At 69.6% G+C, this 15,231-nt stretch carries 14 protein-coding genes; 8 read left to right on the top strand and 6 right to left on the bottom strand.

Annotated elements, in window-relative coordinates; translation table 11 throughout:
- Positions 1-34: 34 nt before the first annotated feature.
- The 6 genes from ACQ7HM_RS17835 to ACQ7HM_RS17810 form a co-directional block, all read right to left on the bottom strand.
- Positions 35-679: an urease accessory protein UreF gene (locus ACQ7HM_RS17835; RefSeq protein WP_434217587.1), complete on the bottom strand. Its 645-nt coding sequence runs from the start codon at positions 677-679 to the stop codon at positions 35-37.
- Entirely contained in the window at positions 679-2,400 is a 1,722-nt protein-coding gene (locus ACQ7HM_RS17830) for an urease subunit alpha (RefSeq protein ID WP_434217586.1), read from the bottom strand. Before ACQ7HM_RS17830 ends, ACQ7HM_RS17835 begins: the two co-directional genes overlap by 1 nt.
- 1 nt (position 2,401) lies before the next feature.
- Positions 2,402-2,740, bottom strand: coding sequence for an urease subunit beta (locus ACQ7HM_RS17825; RefSeq protein ID WP_434217585.1), 339 nt, complete (start codon positions 2,738-2,740; stop codon positions 2,402-2,404).
- The gene (locus ACQ7HM_RS17820) at positions 2,737-3,039 is read right to left on the bottom strand and encodes an urease subunit gamma (protein WP_434217584.1); all 303 of its coding nucleotides are present in this window, start codon (positions 3,037-3,039) and stop codon (positions 2,737-2,739) included. The genes ACQ7HM_RS17825 and ACQ7HM_RS17820 overlap by 4 nt, the downstream gene beginning before the upstream one ends.
- Before the next feature lie 110 nt (positions 3,040-3,149).
- Entirely contained in the window at positions 3,150-4,409 is a 1,260-nt protein-coding gene (locus tag ACQ7HM_RS17815; RefSeq protein ID WP_434217583.1) for a DUF6986 family protein, read from the bottom strand.
- Positions 4,410-4,419: 10 nt separating this feature from the next.
- Positions 4,420-4,839 (bottom strand): PaaI family thioesterase, encoded by a 420-nt coding sequence (locus ACQ7HM_RS17810; protein WP_434217582.1) that lies wholly within the window; start codon positions 4,837-4,839, stop codon positions 4,420-4,422.
- Positions 4,840-5,126: 287 nt separating this feature from the next.
- On the opposite strand from ACQ7HM_RS17810, the gene ACQ7HM_RS17805 reads away from it, so the two are divergent.
- The 8 genes from ACQ7HM_RS17805 to ACQ7HM_RS17770 all read left to right on the top strand — a co-directional run bounded on the left by ACQ7HM_RS17805 (position 5,127) and on the right by ACQ7HM_RS17770 (position 15,207).
- Positions 5,127-5,516, top strand: a complete 390-nt coding sequence (locus tag ACQ7HM_RS17805) for a BlaI/MecI/CopY family transcriptional regulator (RefSeq protein WP_045822885.1) — start codon at positions 5,127-5,129, stop codon at positions 5,514-5,516.
- A 91-nt stretch (positions 5,517-5,607) separates the two neighbouring features.
- Complete coding sequence (locus ACQ7HM_RS17800; protein WP_434217581.1) at positions 5,608-6,555, top strand: M56 family metallopeptidase; 948 nt, start codon at positions 5,608-5,610, stop codon at positions 6,553-6,555.
- Positions 6,556-6,600: 45 nt separating this feature from the next.
- On the top strand, positions 6,601-8,067 hold the full coding sequence (gndA, locus tag ACQ7HM_RS17795) for an NADP-dependent phosphogluconate dehydrogenase (protein ID WP_434217580.1): 1,467 nt from the start codon (positions 6,601-6,603) through the stop codon (positions 8,065-8,067).
- Between the two features lie 4 nt (positions 8,068-8,071).
- A complete protein-coding gene (locus ACQ7HM_RS17790) occupies positions 8,072-9,511 on the top strand; it encodes a GuaB1 family IMP dehydrogenase-related protein (RefSeq protein WP_434217579.1) in 1,440 nt (479 codons plus the stop codon).
- Between the two features lie 114 nt (positions 9,512-9,625).
- Positions 9,626-11,008 carry a hemolysin family protein gene (locus ACQ7HM_RS17785; protein WP_434217578.1) on the top strand — a complete coding sequence of 461 codons (1,383 nt, stop codon included), beginning with the start codon at positions 9,626-9,628 and terminating at the stop codon, positions 11,006-11,008.
- On the top strand, positions 11,005-12,081 hold the full coding sequence (locus ACQ7HM_RS17780; RefSeq protein ID WP_434217577.1) for a hemolysin family protein: 1,077 nt from the start codon (positions 11,005-11,007) through the stop codon (positions 12,079-12,081). Before ACQ7HM_RS17785 ends, ACQ7HM_RS17780 begins: the two co-directional genes overlap by 4 nt.
- 2 nt (positions 12,082-12,083) lie before the next feature.
- Positions 12,084-12,959, top strand: a complete 876-nt coding sequence (locus ACQ7HM_RS17775) for a 3-methyladenine DNA glycosylase (RefSeq protein WP_434217576.1) — start codon at positions 12,084-12,086, stop codon at positions 12,957-12,959.
- A gap of 73 nt (positions 12,960-13,032) precedes the next feature.
- A complete protein-coding gene (locus ACQ7HM_RS17770; protein ID WP_434217575.1) occupies positions 13,033-15,207 on the top strand; it encodes a malate synthase G in 2,175 nt (724 codons plus the stop codon).
- Positions 15,208-15,231 lie beyond the last annotated feature (24 nt).

Here is a 15,231-nt window from a genome sequence, read left to right as displayed (position 1 = left end):
TCCTCGTGTGTGTGGGTGGGTGGGTCGTCGGGGGTCAGGATGCGAACAGGGGCATGTCGCGCCGCTCGTGTCGTTCAGCGAGGACGTCGAAGAGGGGGTCGGAGAGGTCGGCGAGCTCGCGCGCGGCGAGGTCGGCGGTGTCCTCGCACACCCCGGCGAGATCCATCGTGATCATCGCGACGTCGGCGGGGTCGAGGGCGAGCAGCCTCTGTCCGGCGGTCGCCGAGCCGGTCATCGCCGTGTACAGCGACACCAGCGCCGTCTGTCGCGCGTCGAGACCACACAGCCGCCCCACCGTCCCGGAGATCACCGGCAGGTGTGTCCGGCCGACGTGCGGGGTGAAGTCGTGGTCGGGCCACCGTCTGCGGGCCAGGCGCAGCATGCCCCGCCCCTGTGTCACCGAGGCCGCACGCGCCGCGGCCGACGGTGTCCGGGCGTCGGTCTCGTGTTGCGCCCGCATCACGTCGATCCGCTCGTCGGCGACGGCGGCGGCGATCGACGCGGCGACGAGCCCACCGGTGCGTACGCGGTGTTCGAGGTGGGCGCGCAGGCTCGCGACGTCTGTCACGAGTCGATCGGCCACCGCCTGCTCGACGCCGGCCGAGTGCACGTGACCGCCGACGGGCAGACGGGAGTCGGCCAGGGTCAGCATCATCGCCAGGGGGATCACGGTGGCCATCAGAACAGGAAGTAGCGCTGGGCCATCGGCAGCGACGTCGCCGGTTGCTCCTCCCACACCTCTCCGTCGATGCGGACGGTGAAGGTGTCGGGATCGACGACGATGTCGGGAGTGGCGTCGTTGAGCGGCATGTCGGCCTTGCCCACGGCGCGAACGTTACCGACCGGTGCGAGACGCCGTCGTACACCGAGACGGTCGGCCAGACCGTCGTCGAGGGCCTGGTGGGTCACGAAGGTGAGGGAGGTGTCGGCCGCGACGGGTGCCGCGGCGCCGAACATGGGCCGGGGCAGCACCGGCTGGGGCGTCGGGATCGAGGCGTTGGCGTCACCCATCGCCGCCCAGGCGATCGCGCCGCCCTTGACCACCACATGCGGCCGTATGCCGAAGAAGGCAGGCTCCCACAGGACGAGATCGGCGAGCTTGCCCACCTCGACCGACCCGATCTCGTGGTCGAGGCCGTGGGCCACCGCGGGACAGATCGTGTACTTCGCGACATAGCGCCGGGCGCGGTGGTTGTCGGCGCGGGAGTCACCGGCCAGCGAACCCCGCCGGGACTTCATGACGTGTGCGGTCTGCCAGGTGCGCAGCACCACCTCGCCGACCCGCCCCATGGCCTGGGCGTCGGAGCCGATCATCGAGATCGCGCCGAGGTCGTGGAGCAGGTCCTCGGCGGCGATGGTCGACGGACGGATGCGGCTCTCGGCGAAGGCGAGGTCCTCGGGCACGCTGGGGTTGAGGTGGTGGCAGACCATCAGCATGTCGAGGTGTTCGTCGAGGGTGTTGACGGTGTGCGGGCGCGTGGGGTTGGTCGAACTCGGCAGGACGTTGGGATGACTTGCGACGGTGATGATGTCGGGTGCGTGCCCGCCGCCGGCGCCCTCGGTGTGATACGCGTGGATGCCTCGACCGGCGATGGCCCCGAGCGTGTGCTCGACGAACCCGGCCTCGTTGAGGGTGTCGGAGTGCAGGGCCACCTGGACACCGGTCTCGTCGGCGATCCGCAGACAGGCGTCGATGGCCGCCGGGGTGCTCCCCCAGTCCTCGTGGACCTTGAATCCCGAAGCGCCGGCGAGGATCTGCTCGCGCATGGAGTCGGCACCGACCGTGTTGCCCTTGCCCAGGAGCGCGATGTTCATCGGCCAGTGGTCGGTGGCGGCGATCATCGACGCCAGGTGCCACGCACCCGGTGTCACGGTGGTGGCCTTGCTGCCCTCGGCCGGACCGGTGCCGCCGCCGATGAGCGTCGTGATGCCGTTGCCGAGGGCCTCGTCCATGATCTGCGGCGCTATGAAGTGGACGTGGCAGTCGATGCCGCCCGCGGTCAGGATCTTGCCGTTGCCGGCGATGATCTCCGTCGACGGCCCGATGACGAGGTCGGGGTGCACACCGTCCATGGTGTCGGGGTTGCCGGCCTTGCCCAGTGCGACGATGCGGCCGTCGCGGATTCCCAGGTCCGCCTTGATGATCCCCCAGTGGTCGAGGACCACGACGCCGGTGATGACGGTGTCGGGAGCACCCTCGGCGCGGGTGGCGCGGCCCTGACCCATCGATTCCCGGATCACCTTCCCGCCGCCGAACACCGCCTCGTCGCCGGCCAGGCCCGGCCCGCCGCAGCGGTCCTCGGTGACCTCGATGAGCAGGTCGGTGTCGGCCAGTCGGATGCGGTCACCGGCGGTGGGGCCGAAGAGTTCCGCGTACCGGGACCGGTGCAGTGAGGCCATGTCAGTCCAGCCTTCCCGGCGGGTCGAGGGAGAGGCCCGGGACCACCCGGGCCCCGCCGATCGGGATGAGATCGACGGTCATCTCGATGCCCGGTTCGAAGCGCACCGCGGTGCCCGCGGGGATGTCGAGGCGGCGACCGTGTGCCTCGTCCCGGGGGAACGACAACGCCGGGTTGCACTGCGCGAAGTGGAAATGACTGCCGACCTGGACGGGACGGTCACCGGTGTTGACGACGACGACCTGTGTGACCGGCGCTCCGGCGTTGATCTCGATCTCGCCGTCGTCACACAGGATCTCGCCGGGGATCACGCCGTCGCCTGCCATCGGGTGGGCGGTCATGAGATCGGGTCGTGGACGGTGACGAGTTTCGTCCCGTCCGGGAACGTGGCCTCCACCTGCACGTCGTGGAGCATCTCCGGCACACCGTCCATCACCTGGTCGCGGGTGAGCACCTCGCGGCCCGACGCCATCAGCTCCGCGACCGAGCGGCCGTCACGGGCCCCCTCGAGCACGTGGTCGGTGATGATCGCGATCGACTCGGGGTGGTTGAGGAGCAGTCCACGACCCTGGCGCCGACGCGCCAATTCAGCTGCGTAGGAGATCATCAGCCGTTCCTGCTCGTGCAGCGACAGGCGCACGTGCCCTCCTCACCGACGTCGGTTATCTCCCCGGCACGTCCGATCCCACCGGCCGGGGAGACCTCATAGTGCCACGCGTCCCGCGGCCCGGCGCGGTGACGAGCGTGGCCTCACTCCGGCCGACGGCCCGAGACCAGTGCGGCCACACGGGCCGCGGTGACCGCCGGTGCGAGCGCCGCGACGTCGTCGTGGTCGAAGGCACCGCACGCCCATCCCCGCGCCAACACGGTGGCCATCGCCCGGGCGGTGGCCGGCTCGTCGAGCACCCCGCTCTCGGCGCCCGGGGCAGGCGCGTCGGCACCGACGAGGCGTTCGAGGTGCGCACCGAGGCGGGCCACGGCGGCCGGCATCGCCTCGGCGAAGAAGGTCTGCACGGCCAGCCACCGGGTCACCAGGTGTCCCGGGTGCACGTCCCAGCCCTGGTAGATGCCGCGCTCGAGAGAACGCCGCACCAACCGGTGATGGCGCCGCAGGGCCGAGGCGACGCGGTCGGGATCACCGGTCGGGACGACCTGGGTCGATCCGTCGCTGACCCACACCCCGGTCTGCGCCGCTGCCGCGAGCATGACCGCCTTGGCATGATCGGCGACCGGGTGTTCGAGCGACTGATGCGCGGACACCACCCCCATCGCGGCGCTGTAATCGTAGGTGCCGTAGTGCAATCCGCTCAGTCGCGGACCGGACCGGTGGATCGCGGCGGCCACGGTGGCGACACCGTCGAATCCGATGACCGCCTGCGGGCTCTCGATCTGCAGCTCGAATCGGACGGTGTGCTCGCGCAGTCCGTGGGCGTGTTCGATCTCCTCGCAGAGGGCCACGACGGCGTCGACCTGTTCGACCGCGCGCAGCTTGGGCACCGTGAACACGAAACCGTCGGGCACCCCTCCCGCACCGCTGAGCACCGCCTCCATGCTGCGCAGCCCACGACGACGTTCGGCCGGTCCGAGCCCCTTGCAGCGCACTCCCGAGGACAGCCGTGGGCCGGTGCCGGTGCGCGACCAGTGGGCCAGGACCTCGCCCGCCGCGCGGGCGTGGGCGTCCTCGACGTCATCGGGTCGGTTGCCGTACCCGTCCTCGAGGTCGATGCGCAGGTCGTCGACGGGGGCGCGGCGGAGTCGGGCGATCGCGGCATCGACCGCGGCGTCGCCGGACAGTTCCACGAGCACGTCCCGGTTCGCCTCGGCGATCGAGGCTGCCGCAGCCGCCCACTGCGCGACGGTGTCGATCTCGACGACGTCAGCGCCCACGTAGACGGTGTGTACGGGTTGCTCGTCGACCCGGACATCGGGGTACATCGCCTCGAGCCGCGCGTCGACGGGGCCGAGGATCGCGTCCATCCGCGCCGCGGCGCGATCGGTCAGGCCGGACATCGGCGTCACCTCAGGAGGGTCGGGTGTCGAGATTCTGCAGGCGGACGCGTCCCTGGGCGACCAACCGGTCGTCGGCATCGGTGATGTCGACCTGCCACAGCTGCTGCGAGCGTCCGCGGTGGATGGGCACCGCCCGGCCGGTCACCGTCCCGGTACGGACGGCCTTGAGGAAGTCGGTGGAGTTGTTGACCCCCACGACGCTCACCGGCAGGCCCTTGTCCTGCAACCACTTCGCCGCCGACACCGACGCCAACGACTCCACGAGCGCGCAGTAGGTGCCGCCGTGGACGATCCCGTAGGGCTGATGGTGGACGGCGCCGGCCTCGAAACTGGCCACGGAACCGTCACCGCTGATCGTCGAGTAGTCGAAGCCGAGAGTGGCGTCGAGTCCGCTGCTCACCATGTCGGTCATCGACAGTTCGTCTGCCACGGGAACTCCTTCGAGGGTCGGATGACGTGACCCTATGCCACGCCCGCGGCGACGAATCGGGGGAGAAAACCGACAGGCCCCACACCGGGGGGTGTGGGGCCTGCCGTGGCGTGGACCGGGGGTCTCTGCAGCCCTCAGGACGCTCGCGCGGTCCGACGTTGCGTTTAAGATAGGCTACCCTTATTCGACACGTCAAGCGGACCGACCAACTGGACGCGGCGGCCAGTATCGCGATCGCGAGGCCTGCGGTGACGCCTCATGCCGTGTACATCGGTAAACTCGGGAGGATGAGCGGTTTGGGTGATCTGGAACGCGCGGTCATGGACAATCTCTGGTCCAGTGACCGCCCGCAGACGGTGCGGCAGGTGCATGCCGCGCTCTCGCGGGATCGCGAGTTGGCCTACACCACCGTCATGACCGTGTTGCAGCGCCTCGCCAAGAAGAACCTGGTCACGCAGATCCGCGACGACCGTGCCCACCAGTACTCCCCCACCCATCCGCGCGAGCACCTCGTCGCCAGCCTGATGGTCGACGCCCTCAGCGAGGCCGACGAGTCGACCTCGCGGCACGCGGCACTGGTCTCCTTCGTCGGACGGGTGGGCGCCGACGAGGCCGACGCACTGCGACGCGCGCTCGACGAGCTCGAGGCCGCCCGACCCGACTCCGGAAGCCGCTGATCGGACCGGCGCATGTGTGCCTGGAAGGCCTGTTCTCCCGGGTAGAATCGTGGTGTCACCCGCCCCGCACCGCCACCCGTAGGACTCACAGATGACCGCCTTGGTATTCGGGCTCTTCGCCCTGATCCTCACAGGGCCGGTTGCCGAGTGGCTCTCCCGGGCTCGATGGACACTGCGCGCCCCACGTGCGGCGATGACCCTCTGGCAGGCCGTCGCCGTGGCCGCGGTGCTCTCCGCCTTCAGTTGCGGGCTGGCCATCGCCTCCAACCTCCTCGTTGTCGGACCCGATGGTCGCCCGACGACCAACCCGCTCGACGAGATCGACTCGCTCGGCATCACCCTGTGGCTCGTCTACGTCGGCGTCTTCGTCCTCACCCTGGTCATCGGCGCACGCCTGATGTACACGATCGTGCGGGTGGGCGTGCGCACCCGGGCGCGTCGTTCGGCGCACCGCCAACTGATCGATCTGCTCGACTGCGTCGACCGCAGCCGCTGTGATCGGCGACTGCTGGCCCGCGATGTCCGCATGCTCGAGGTCGAGCAGCCCATCGCCTACTGCCTGCCCGGACTGCGGCAGCGCGTCGTGCTCAGCGAGGGTGTCATCGCGCGCCTGGGGCCCGACGAACTCGAGGCCGTCATCACCCACGAGCGTGCGCATCTGCGCGCCCGGCACGACCTGATCCTCGAGGCGTTCATCGCCGTCCACGCCGCGTTCCCCCGCTTCATCCGCAGCAAGTCCGCGCTGGGCGCGGTGCAGTTGCTGGTGGAGGTCCTCGCCGACGACCACGCCGTCCGGGCCACCGGTCCGACCCCGCTGGGCCGGGCCCTGGTGGCCTGCGCCGATTCCGTCGCCCCGCGCGGGGCCCTGGCCGTCGGCGGCCCCACCACGCTGACCCGCGTCCGCCGTCTCACCCACGACGAGCCGGCCCGCGCCGCTGCCCTCGCCGCCTATGTGTGCGCCGTCGGCATCCTGGTGCTGCCCACCCTCGCGGTCGCCATCCCGTGGCTCACCGAGCTGAGTCGTCTGCTCACGGCCTGACCCTCGCGAGGCGTGTCCCCGGCGCGACGGAATAGGCTGGGTCACATGACACAGAGCACATCGGCCGACACCTCCTCGGGCACTGCACGCGCACAGATCGGTGTCACCGGTCTGGCCGTCATGGGCTCCAACATCGCCCGCAACTTCGCCCGTCACGGGCACACGGTCGCGCTGCACAACCGCAGCATCGCCAAGACCGACGCACTCATCGACAAGCACGGTTCGGAGGGCGACTTCGTCCGCACCGAGACCATCGAGGAGTTCATCGCCGCGCTGGAGAAGCCGCGCCGGGTGCTGATCATGGTGAAGGCCGGCGACGCCACCGACGCGGTGATCGGCGAACTCGCCGACGCCATGGAGGAGGGCGACGTCATCATCGACGGCGGTAACTCCCTCTACACCGACACCATCCGGCGTGAGAAGGAGATGAGTGACCGCGGGTTGAACTTCGTCGGCGCGGGCATCTCCGGTGGTGAGGTCGGCGCGCTCGAGGGCCCATCGATCATGCCCGGCGGCCCGAAGGAGGCCTACGAGTCGCTCGGCCCGCTGCTGGAGTCGATCTCCGCGCACGTCGACGGCACCCCGTGCTGCACCCACATCGGACCCGACGGGTCGGGCCATTTCGTGAAGATGGTGCACAACGGCATCGAGTACGCCGACATGCAGCTCATCGGCGAGGCCTACGACCTGCTGCGCAAGGCCCTCGACCTCCCGGTCGACAAGATCGCCGACGTGTTCCGCGAGTGGAACTCCAGCGACCTCGAGAGCTACCTCATCGAGATCACCGCCGAGGTGCTCTCCCAGACCGACGCCGACACCGGCAAGCCGCTCGTCGATGTGATCGTCGACGCCGCCGGACAGAAGGGCACCGGCCGCTGGACGGTGAAGTCCGCCCTCGACCTCGGCGTCCCGACCACCGGCATCGGCGAGGCCGTGTTCTCCCGCGCCCTGTCGAGCGCCCTCGACCAGCGCAAGGCGGCCAACGGGCTGGAGTCGGGTGAGCTCGGAAGCGCCCCGACCGACACCGAGCAGTTCATCGACGACATCCGTTCGGCGCTCTACGCCTCGAAGGTCGTCGCCTACGCGCAGGGCTTCGACCAGATCGCCGCGGGCAGCAAGGAATACGACTGGAATCTCCATCCCGGCGCGATGGCCACCATCTGGCGTGGCGGCTGCATCATCCGGGCGCAGTTCCTCAACCGCATCGTCGAGGCCTACGACGAGAACGCCGACCTGCCCAGCCTGCTGCTGGCGCCGTACTTCCGCGACGCGGTCGAGAAGGCCGTCGACAGCTGGCGTCGTGTCGTGGTGACCGCCACGCAGATGGGCATCCCGGTGCCCGCGTTCGCGTCGTCGCTGTCGTACTACGACGCCCTGCGGGCCGACCGTCTCCCGGCCGCGCTCACCCAGGGGCTGCGTGACTTCTTCGGCGCGCACACCTACCAGCGCGTCGACAAGGAGGGCACGTTCCACACGCTGTGGAGCGAGGACCGGTCCGAGGTCGAGGCCTGATCCCTTGCGGTTCCTCGACGGACAGATCCCGACCACCGACCTCACCTATGACGACGTCTTCGTCGTCCCCGGCCGCAGCGATGTCGCCTCGCGCTTCGACGTCGATCTGACCAGCCGCGACGGCACAGGCACGACGATCCCGATCGTGGTGGCGAACATGACCGCGGTCGCGGGCAAGCGGATGGCCGAGACGGTCGCCCGCCGCGGCGGGGTGGTGGTGCTCCCCCAGGATCTGCCCGCCGAGGCCGCGGCCGCGTCGATCGCGGCGGTGAAGAGCCGCCATCTCGTGGCCGACACCCCGGTGACCCTCGGTCCCGACGACTCGGTCTCGGACGCGATGGCACTGCTGCCGAAGCGGTCGCACGGAGCGGTGGTCGTACTCGACGGGAACCGTCGACCGCTGGGGATCGTCACCGAGTCGGCATGCGCGGGCGTCGACCGCTTCGCACGCCTGCGTGAGGTGCTCGACACCACGGTGGTGTCGATGCCCGTCGACTCCGATCCGCGTGCGGTGTTCGACGCGCTCACCGACCACCATCTCGGTGTCGCGATCCTCACCGGGACCGACGGCCAGCTCACCGGCGTCCTGACCCGCACCGGCGCGCTGCGCACCAGCATCTACCAGCCCAACACCGACGCGCAGGGCCGCCTGCGGGTGGCCGCGGCGGTCGGGATCAACGGCGATGTCGTGGGCAAGGCGACAGCGCTCGTGACCGCCGGCGCCGATGTCCTCGTCGTCGACACCGCGCACGGTCACCAGGAGAAGATGATCGCCGCCGTCCGTGCCATCTCCGAGGCCTCGCTCGGGGTGCCGTTGGCCGCGGGCAACGTGGTGTCCGGTCAGGGCACCACCGATCTGCTCGACGCGGGGGCCTCGATCGTGAAGGTCGGTGTCGGCCCCGGCGCCATGTGCACCACCCGCATGATGACCGGCGTCGGGCGTCCGCAGTTCTCCGCCGTCGCCGAGTGCGCGGCGGTGGCGCGCGCACGCGGCGCCCACGTCTGGGCCGACGGCGGCGTCCGACACCCGCGTGACGTCGCTCTCGCGGTCGCGGCGGGCGCGTCGAACGTGATGATCGGTTCGTGGTTCGCGGGCACCTTCGAATCCCCCGGGGACCTGCAGCACGATCCCTCCGGCCGGCCGTACAAGGAGAGCTTCGGCATGGCGTCGAAACGAGCGGTTGCCGCGCGCACCGCCACCGACAGCGCCTTCGACCGGGCACGTAAGGGACTGTTCGAGGAGGGCATCTCGAGTTCGCGGATCCTCGTCGACCCGCAACGCCCCGGCGTGGAGGACCTCCTCGACCACATCTGTTCGGGTGTGCGGAGCACCGCGACCTACGTGGGTGCGCGCACCCTCGACGAACTGCACGAGAAGGTGGTCCTCGGCGTGCAGTCGGCGGCGGGCTTCGCGGAGGGACGGCCACTGCCGAGCGGATGGTGAGCCCCCGCTCGTCTGACCTGTGAGCGCGGTCACCCGATACGATGATCGACAGACATCGCATCGATCTGCGCCCGGTCGATCCCACCCCGCGGCGCTCATGGAGGACAACTGCTCGTGCAGGCACTGATCCTCGTCGGGAGCCTCCTCGGTTTCATCGCCCTCACCCTGGGCACCGCACTGTTCGTCGCGGCCGAGTTCTCCCTGACCGCGCTGGAGCGTTCCGCGGTCGAATCCGACCTCCGTCGTCGCGACGACCGGCGGGCGCGGCAGGTCGCGCGCGCCCACCGCACCCTGTCGTTCCAGCTCTCCGGCGCCCAGCTGGGCATCACCATCACGACCCTGGTGACCGGTTACATCGCTGAGCCGGTGCTTGCGCAGTTGTTCTCGCCCGCGCTCGACGCCGTCGGAGCCTCCGATGAGGTGAGTTCGATCGTCTCAATCGTGCTGGCGCTGGTCATCGCGACGTCGCTGTCGATGATCCTCGGCGAACTGATCCCGAAGAACTACGCCATCGCGCGACCCCTGCCCACCGCCCGGGGTACCGCGGGACCGATGACCGCGTTCTCGACGACCTTCAAATGGGCGATCAACGGCCTCAACGGCAGCGCGAACATGCTGGTGCGTCGGCTGGGCATCGAGCCCGCCGAAGAGCTGCGATCGGCACGCTCGCCCCAGGAACTCGGATCCCTCGTCCGCAACTCCGCCCGCGAGGGCGCACTCGACAAGGGCACCGCCCTGCTGGTCAGCCGCTCGTTGCAGTTCGGCGAACGCACCGCGGAGGAGTTGATGACCCCCCGGGTCACCGTCGACGCGCTCGATCAGGACGCCAATGTGCGCGACCTCATCGTCGCGGCGTCCGAGACGGGGTTCTCCCGGTTCCCGATCGTCGTCGAGGGCGATCTCGACAACATCCGCGGCTTCGTCCACATCAAGCAGGCGTTCACCGTCCCGCTCGCCGACCGCGAGACCACCACACTGGGTGTGCTGGCGCGCGCGGTACCGGTCGTGCCGGCCAGTCTCGACGGCGATGCCCTGATGGGTCGTATCCGCGCGGATGGGATGCAGGTCGCCATCGTCGTCGACGAATACGGCGGCACCGCCGGGATCGTGACGACCGAGGACCTCATCGAGGAGATCGTCGGCGACGTCACCGACGAACACGACGACGAGCAGGCCGATGTCGCACCCGACGGCGCCGGCTACACCTGTGCCGGCCTGTTGCGCATCGACGAACTCACCGAGGCGACCGGGTACCGCGCGCCCGAGGGTGACTACGACACCCTGGGCGGCCTGGTGATGCAGACCCTGGGCCGTCTCGCCGCCGAGGGCGACGAGGTCGACCTGCCCGAACGCGACCGGGCCGACGACGAGGACTCCGGCGGTGACCCCATGCCGGTCGCCCCGCGGTGGCGCGCACGCGTGGTCCGCATGGACGGTCGGCGCATCGACGTCGTGTCGTTGACCCCGATCCCCGAGTCCGGGGAGGCGCAGTCGTGAACGACATCCTCGGCGTGCTGTTCGCCGTCGCGCTGCTCGCGGGCAACGCGTTCTTCGTCGGCGCGGAGTTCTCATTGATCTCGGCGCGCCGCGACCGACTCGAGGCGCTGGCCGATCAGGGCAAGCGCCGCGCGACGACGGTGATCCGCGCCGGCCAGGAACTGTCTCTGATGCTCGCCGGCGCCCAACTGGGCATCACCATCTGCTCGATCCTCCTCGGCCGTGTCGGCGAACCCGCCGTCGCGCACCTCATCGAGAAGCCGATGGATCTCGCCGGTGTCCCCGACGCGTTCCTGCACCCCATCGGGTTCACCATCGCCCTGATACTCGTGGTGATCCTGCACATCCTGCTCGGCGAGATGGTGCCGAAGAACATCGCGCTCGCCGGCCCGGAACGCTCGGCCATGCTGCTCGTCCCCGCGCACCTCGCGTTCATCCGGGTCGCCCACCCGCTGATCGCGTTCTACAACCTCGCAGCGAACCTGTCGCTGCGGGCGATGCGCGTGGAACCCAAGGACGAGCTCGACGCGACGGTGTCGGCCGGCGAACTGGCCGAGATGATCGGCGAGTCCCGCGAGGAGGGCCTCATCGACGCCGAGGAACACGACCGCCTGACCCGCGCCCTGCGCACCACCGGCCGCACGGTGTCGGAGGTGGCGATCGGCCTCGACGAACTCCGCAGCGTGCAGGTGACCGTCGAGGCGGGGACCGGCCGGTCCGGTCCCACGCTCGGATCGATCGAGAAGGCGGTGTCCGACACCGGTTTCTCGCGCTTCCCGGTCCGCGGCGTCGACGGTGTCTACACCGGCTACCTGCACCTCAAGGACGTCCTCGACGAGATCCTCGACGACCAGGTGGGCCAGGAATCGGTCATCGGTGTCGACAAGATCCGTCCGCTGCCGGTGATCTCCGGCGACACCTCGCTCGACGAGGCCACCGCGCACCTCCGCCGCACCAGCGCCCACCTCGGCGCGGTCGTCGACGGCAACGGCCGCACCATCGGGGTCGTCGCACTCGAGGATCTCGTGGAGGAGTTCGTCGGCACCGTGCGCGACGAGACCCACCGGGTGTGACCGTGTCGATCACCGACACCGCCCGCGTGCTCACACCGCAGGACTGGGCACAGCGCGCAGCAACCCACCGCGACCGCGTCGACGCCCTGCTCGCGGCGCACCCCCAGCAGACGGCGGCGGGCGAGGCGCACCCGGTGTGGCAATTCCTGTTCCGCTACTACAGCCACAAACCGGCGCACCTGCGTCGCTGGCACCCCGGATTCGGCGTCGCACTCCTCGGCGACCCTCCGCACCGGAAGTACCCGCACTACGTGGTCACCGACACCGGCCACACGACGGTCGACCCCGCCCACCTCGCCGATCGGCTCACCACCGTCGGGTTCGTGCACCGTCTGCTCGCGGCGACCGAGTCCCGCGCGCCCCGGCTGAACTGTTTCGGGCTCCACGAGTGGGCGATGGTCTACCGCTCGCAGGACGACCGGCGACACCTCGCACCGCTGCGGCTGTCCGACAGCGACACCGACGCCGTCGTGGAGGCCGCCGATCTCCGCTGCACGCATTTCGACGCGTTCCGCTTCTTCACCGACGACGCCACCGGGCGCAACGTCGAGGCACTGTCGCGGTCGACCCAGGTCGAGACCGAGCAGCCCGGGTGCGTGCACGCCGGGATGGATCTCTACAAGTGGGCCCACAAGTTGGTGCCCCTCATCGACTCCGAGACCGTCGTCGATGCCCTCGAACTCGCCTTCGCGTTGCGCGAGCTCGACATGCGCGCGAGCCCCTACGACCTCGCTGCGCTCGGGTTCGCGCCGATCGAGATCGAGTCGGCCCGTGGTCGCGCCGAATACGTACGCCTGCAGGCGGCGTCGGCCCGACGGGCGGCGGTGCTGCGTCGGCGTCTCATCGACCGTTGTGCAGCGCTGATCAGCCCAACCTGAGCGACGACGCCTGCCTACCGCCGAGTAACCTGGTCGCCGAGCACACGTCCACACCAGGAGAAGCGAGGCAGTCATGACCGAGCGGGTCACAGTCGGAGAAGGCGGGAACAACGTGCAGGTCGCGTCCGTTCTGCACGACTTCATCACCTCCGAGGCCCTGCCCGGCACCGGTGTGGACACCGACGCGTTCTGGAACGGCGTCGCGCAGATCATCACCGACCTCGCGCCCCGCAACCGGGAACTGCTCGACGTCCGCGACTCGCTGCAGCAGCAGATCGACGCATGGCACCGCGACAACACCTTCGAGGCCGGCGCCTACAAGACGTTCCTGCAGGAGATCGGCTACCTCGTCGAGGTGCCCGCGGACTTCCAGATCACCACCGCCGGCGTCGACACCGAGATCACCAGCACCGCGGGCCCACAGCTCGTCGTCCCGGTCCTCAACGCCCGGTTCGCGCTCAACGCGTCGAACGCGCGCTGGGGCTCGCTCTACGACGCTCTCTACGGCACCGACGCCATCCCCGAGACCGATGGCGCCGAGAAGGGCAGCTCGTACAACAAGGTCCGTGGTGACAAGGTCATCGCCTACGCCAAGAACGTCCTCGACGGTGCGGTCGCGCTCGAGGGCGGCTCATGGACGTCGGTGACCGGCCTCGCGATCGACGGCACCGTCCTCGCGATCACCCTCGAGGGCGGCACTACCACCGCACTCGCCGACCCGGCCGCGTTCGTCGGGTTCACCGGCGAGGCCTCGGCACCCACCGGGATCCTGCTGCGCCACAACGGTCTGCACCTCGAGGTGCAAATCGATCCCAGCTCGCCCATCGGCTCCACCGATCCCGCGGGCATCAAGGACGTCCTGGTCGAGTCGGCGATCACCACGATCATGGACTTCGAGGACTCCGTCGCCGCGGTCGACGCCGACGACAAGGTGCTCGGCTACCGGAACTGGTTGGGACTCAACAAGGGTGACCTGGCCGAGGAGGTCAGCAAGGGCGGGAAGACGTTCACCCGCGTCCTCAACCCCGACCGCGTCTACACCGCGCCCGGCGGCGGCGATCTGACCCTGCCCGGTCGTTCGCTGCTGTTCGTCCGCAACGTCGGCCATCTCATGACCAACGACGCGGTCGTCACCGCCGACGGATCCGAGGTCCCCGAGGGCATCCTCGACGCGATCTTCACCTCGCTCATCGGCGTGCACGGTATGAGCCCCGAGGGCCAGCAGAACTCCCGCACCGGGTCGATCTACATCGTCAAGCCGAAGATGCACGGCCCCGACGAGGTCGCGTTCACCGTCGAACTGTTCGGCCGCGTCGAGAAGCTCCTCGGCCTGCCCGAGAACACCATCAAGGTCGGCATCATGGACGAGGAACGCCGCACCACGGTCAACCTCAAGGCCTGCATCGCCGCGGCGTCGGAGCGCGTCGTCTTCATCAACACCGGGTTCCTCGACCGCACCGGCGACGAGATCCACACCTCGATGGAGGCCGGCGCGGTCGTGCGCAAGGCCGAGATGAAGTCGCAGACCTGGATCAAGGCCTACGAGGACTTCAACGTCGACACCGGCCTGCACGCGGGTCTGCAGCACCACGCGCAGATCGGCAAGGGCATGTGGGCGATGCCCGACCTCATGGCCGACATGCTCGAGCAGAAGATCGGCCACCCCAAGGCCGGCGCCAACACCGCGTGGGTCCCCTCCCCGACCGCCGCGACCCTGCACGCACTGCACTACCACCAGGTCGATGTGTTCGAACGTCAGGACGAGATCGCCAAGCGCGAGCCCGCCTCGGTCGACGACATCCTCACCATCCCGCTCGCCCCGAACACCGACTGGAGCGACGAGGAGAAGCAGCAGGAGCTCGACAACAACTGCCAGTCGATCCTCGGCTACGTCGTCCGGTGGATCGACCACGGTGTCGGGTGTTCGAAGGTCCCCGACATCCACGACGTCGCGCTGATGGAGGACCGCGCCACCCTGCGCATCTCCAGCCAGCTGCTCGCCAACTGGCTGCACCACGGCGTGGTCACCGAGGACGAGATCGTCGCGTCGCTCGAGCGGATGGCGCCGGTCGTCGACCGCCAGAACGAGAACGACCCCACCTACCACCCGATGGCCGCCGATTTCGGGTCGAACATCGCGTTCGCCGCCGCGAAGGAACTGATCCTGTCGGGGACGTCGCAGCCCAGCGGTTACACCGAGCCGATCCTGCATCGCCGTCGCCGGGAGTACAAGGCCGCGCAGGGCTGATCGGCGCGGCTATCCTCGTCGCCT

Source organism: Williamsia sp. MIQD14 (assembly GCF_051025635.1).
Lineage (GTDB): Bacteria > Actinomycetota > Actinomycetes > Mycobacteriales > Mycobacteriaceae > Williamsia_A.
The sequence above is the reverse complement of the archived record's forward strand: the minus strand, read 5'-3'. Positions and strand labels throughout refer to the sequence as shown.

What these genes read in the sequence shown, in the direction of transcription:
- ACQ7HM_RS17835 (WP_434217587.1), bottom strand. Translation starts at nt 679, where the DNA reads ATGGCCACCGTGATCCCCCTGGCGATGATGCTGACCCTGGCCGACTCC.
- ACQ7HM_RS17830 (WP_434217586.1), bottom strand. Translation starts at nt 2,400, where the DNA reads ATGGCCTCACTGCACCGGTCCCGGTACGCGGAACTCTTCGGCCCCACC.
- ACQ7HM_RS17825 (WP_434217585.1), bottom strand. Translation starts at nt 2,740, where the DNA reads ATGACCGCCCACCCGATGGCAGGCGACGGCGTGATCCCCGGCGAGATC.
- ACQ7HM_RS17815 (WP_434217583.1), bottom strand. Translation starts at nt 4,409, where the DNA reads ATGTCCGGCCTGACCGATCGCGCCGCGGCGCGGATGGACGCGATCCTC.
- ACQ7HM_RS17805 (WP_045822885.1), top strand. Translation starts at nt 5,127, where the DNA reads ATGAGCGGTTTGGGTGATCTGGAACGCGCGGTCATGGACAATCTCTGG.
- ACQ7HM_RS17800 (WP_434217581.1), top strand. Translation starts at nt 5,608, where the DNA reads ATGACCGCCTTGGTATTCGGGCTCTTCGCCCTGATCCTCACAGGGCCG.
- gndA (WP_434217580.1), top strand. Translation starts at nt 6,601, where the DNA reads ATGACACAGAGCACATCGGCCGACACCTCCTCGGGCACTGCACGCGCA.
- ACQ7HM_RS17770 (WP_434217575.1), top strand. Translation starts at nt 13,033, where the DNA reads ATGACCGAGCGGGTCACAGTCGGAGAAGGCGGGAACAACGTGCAGGTC.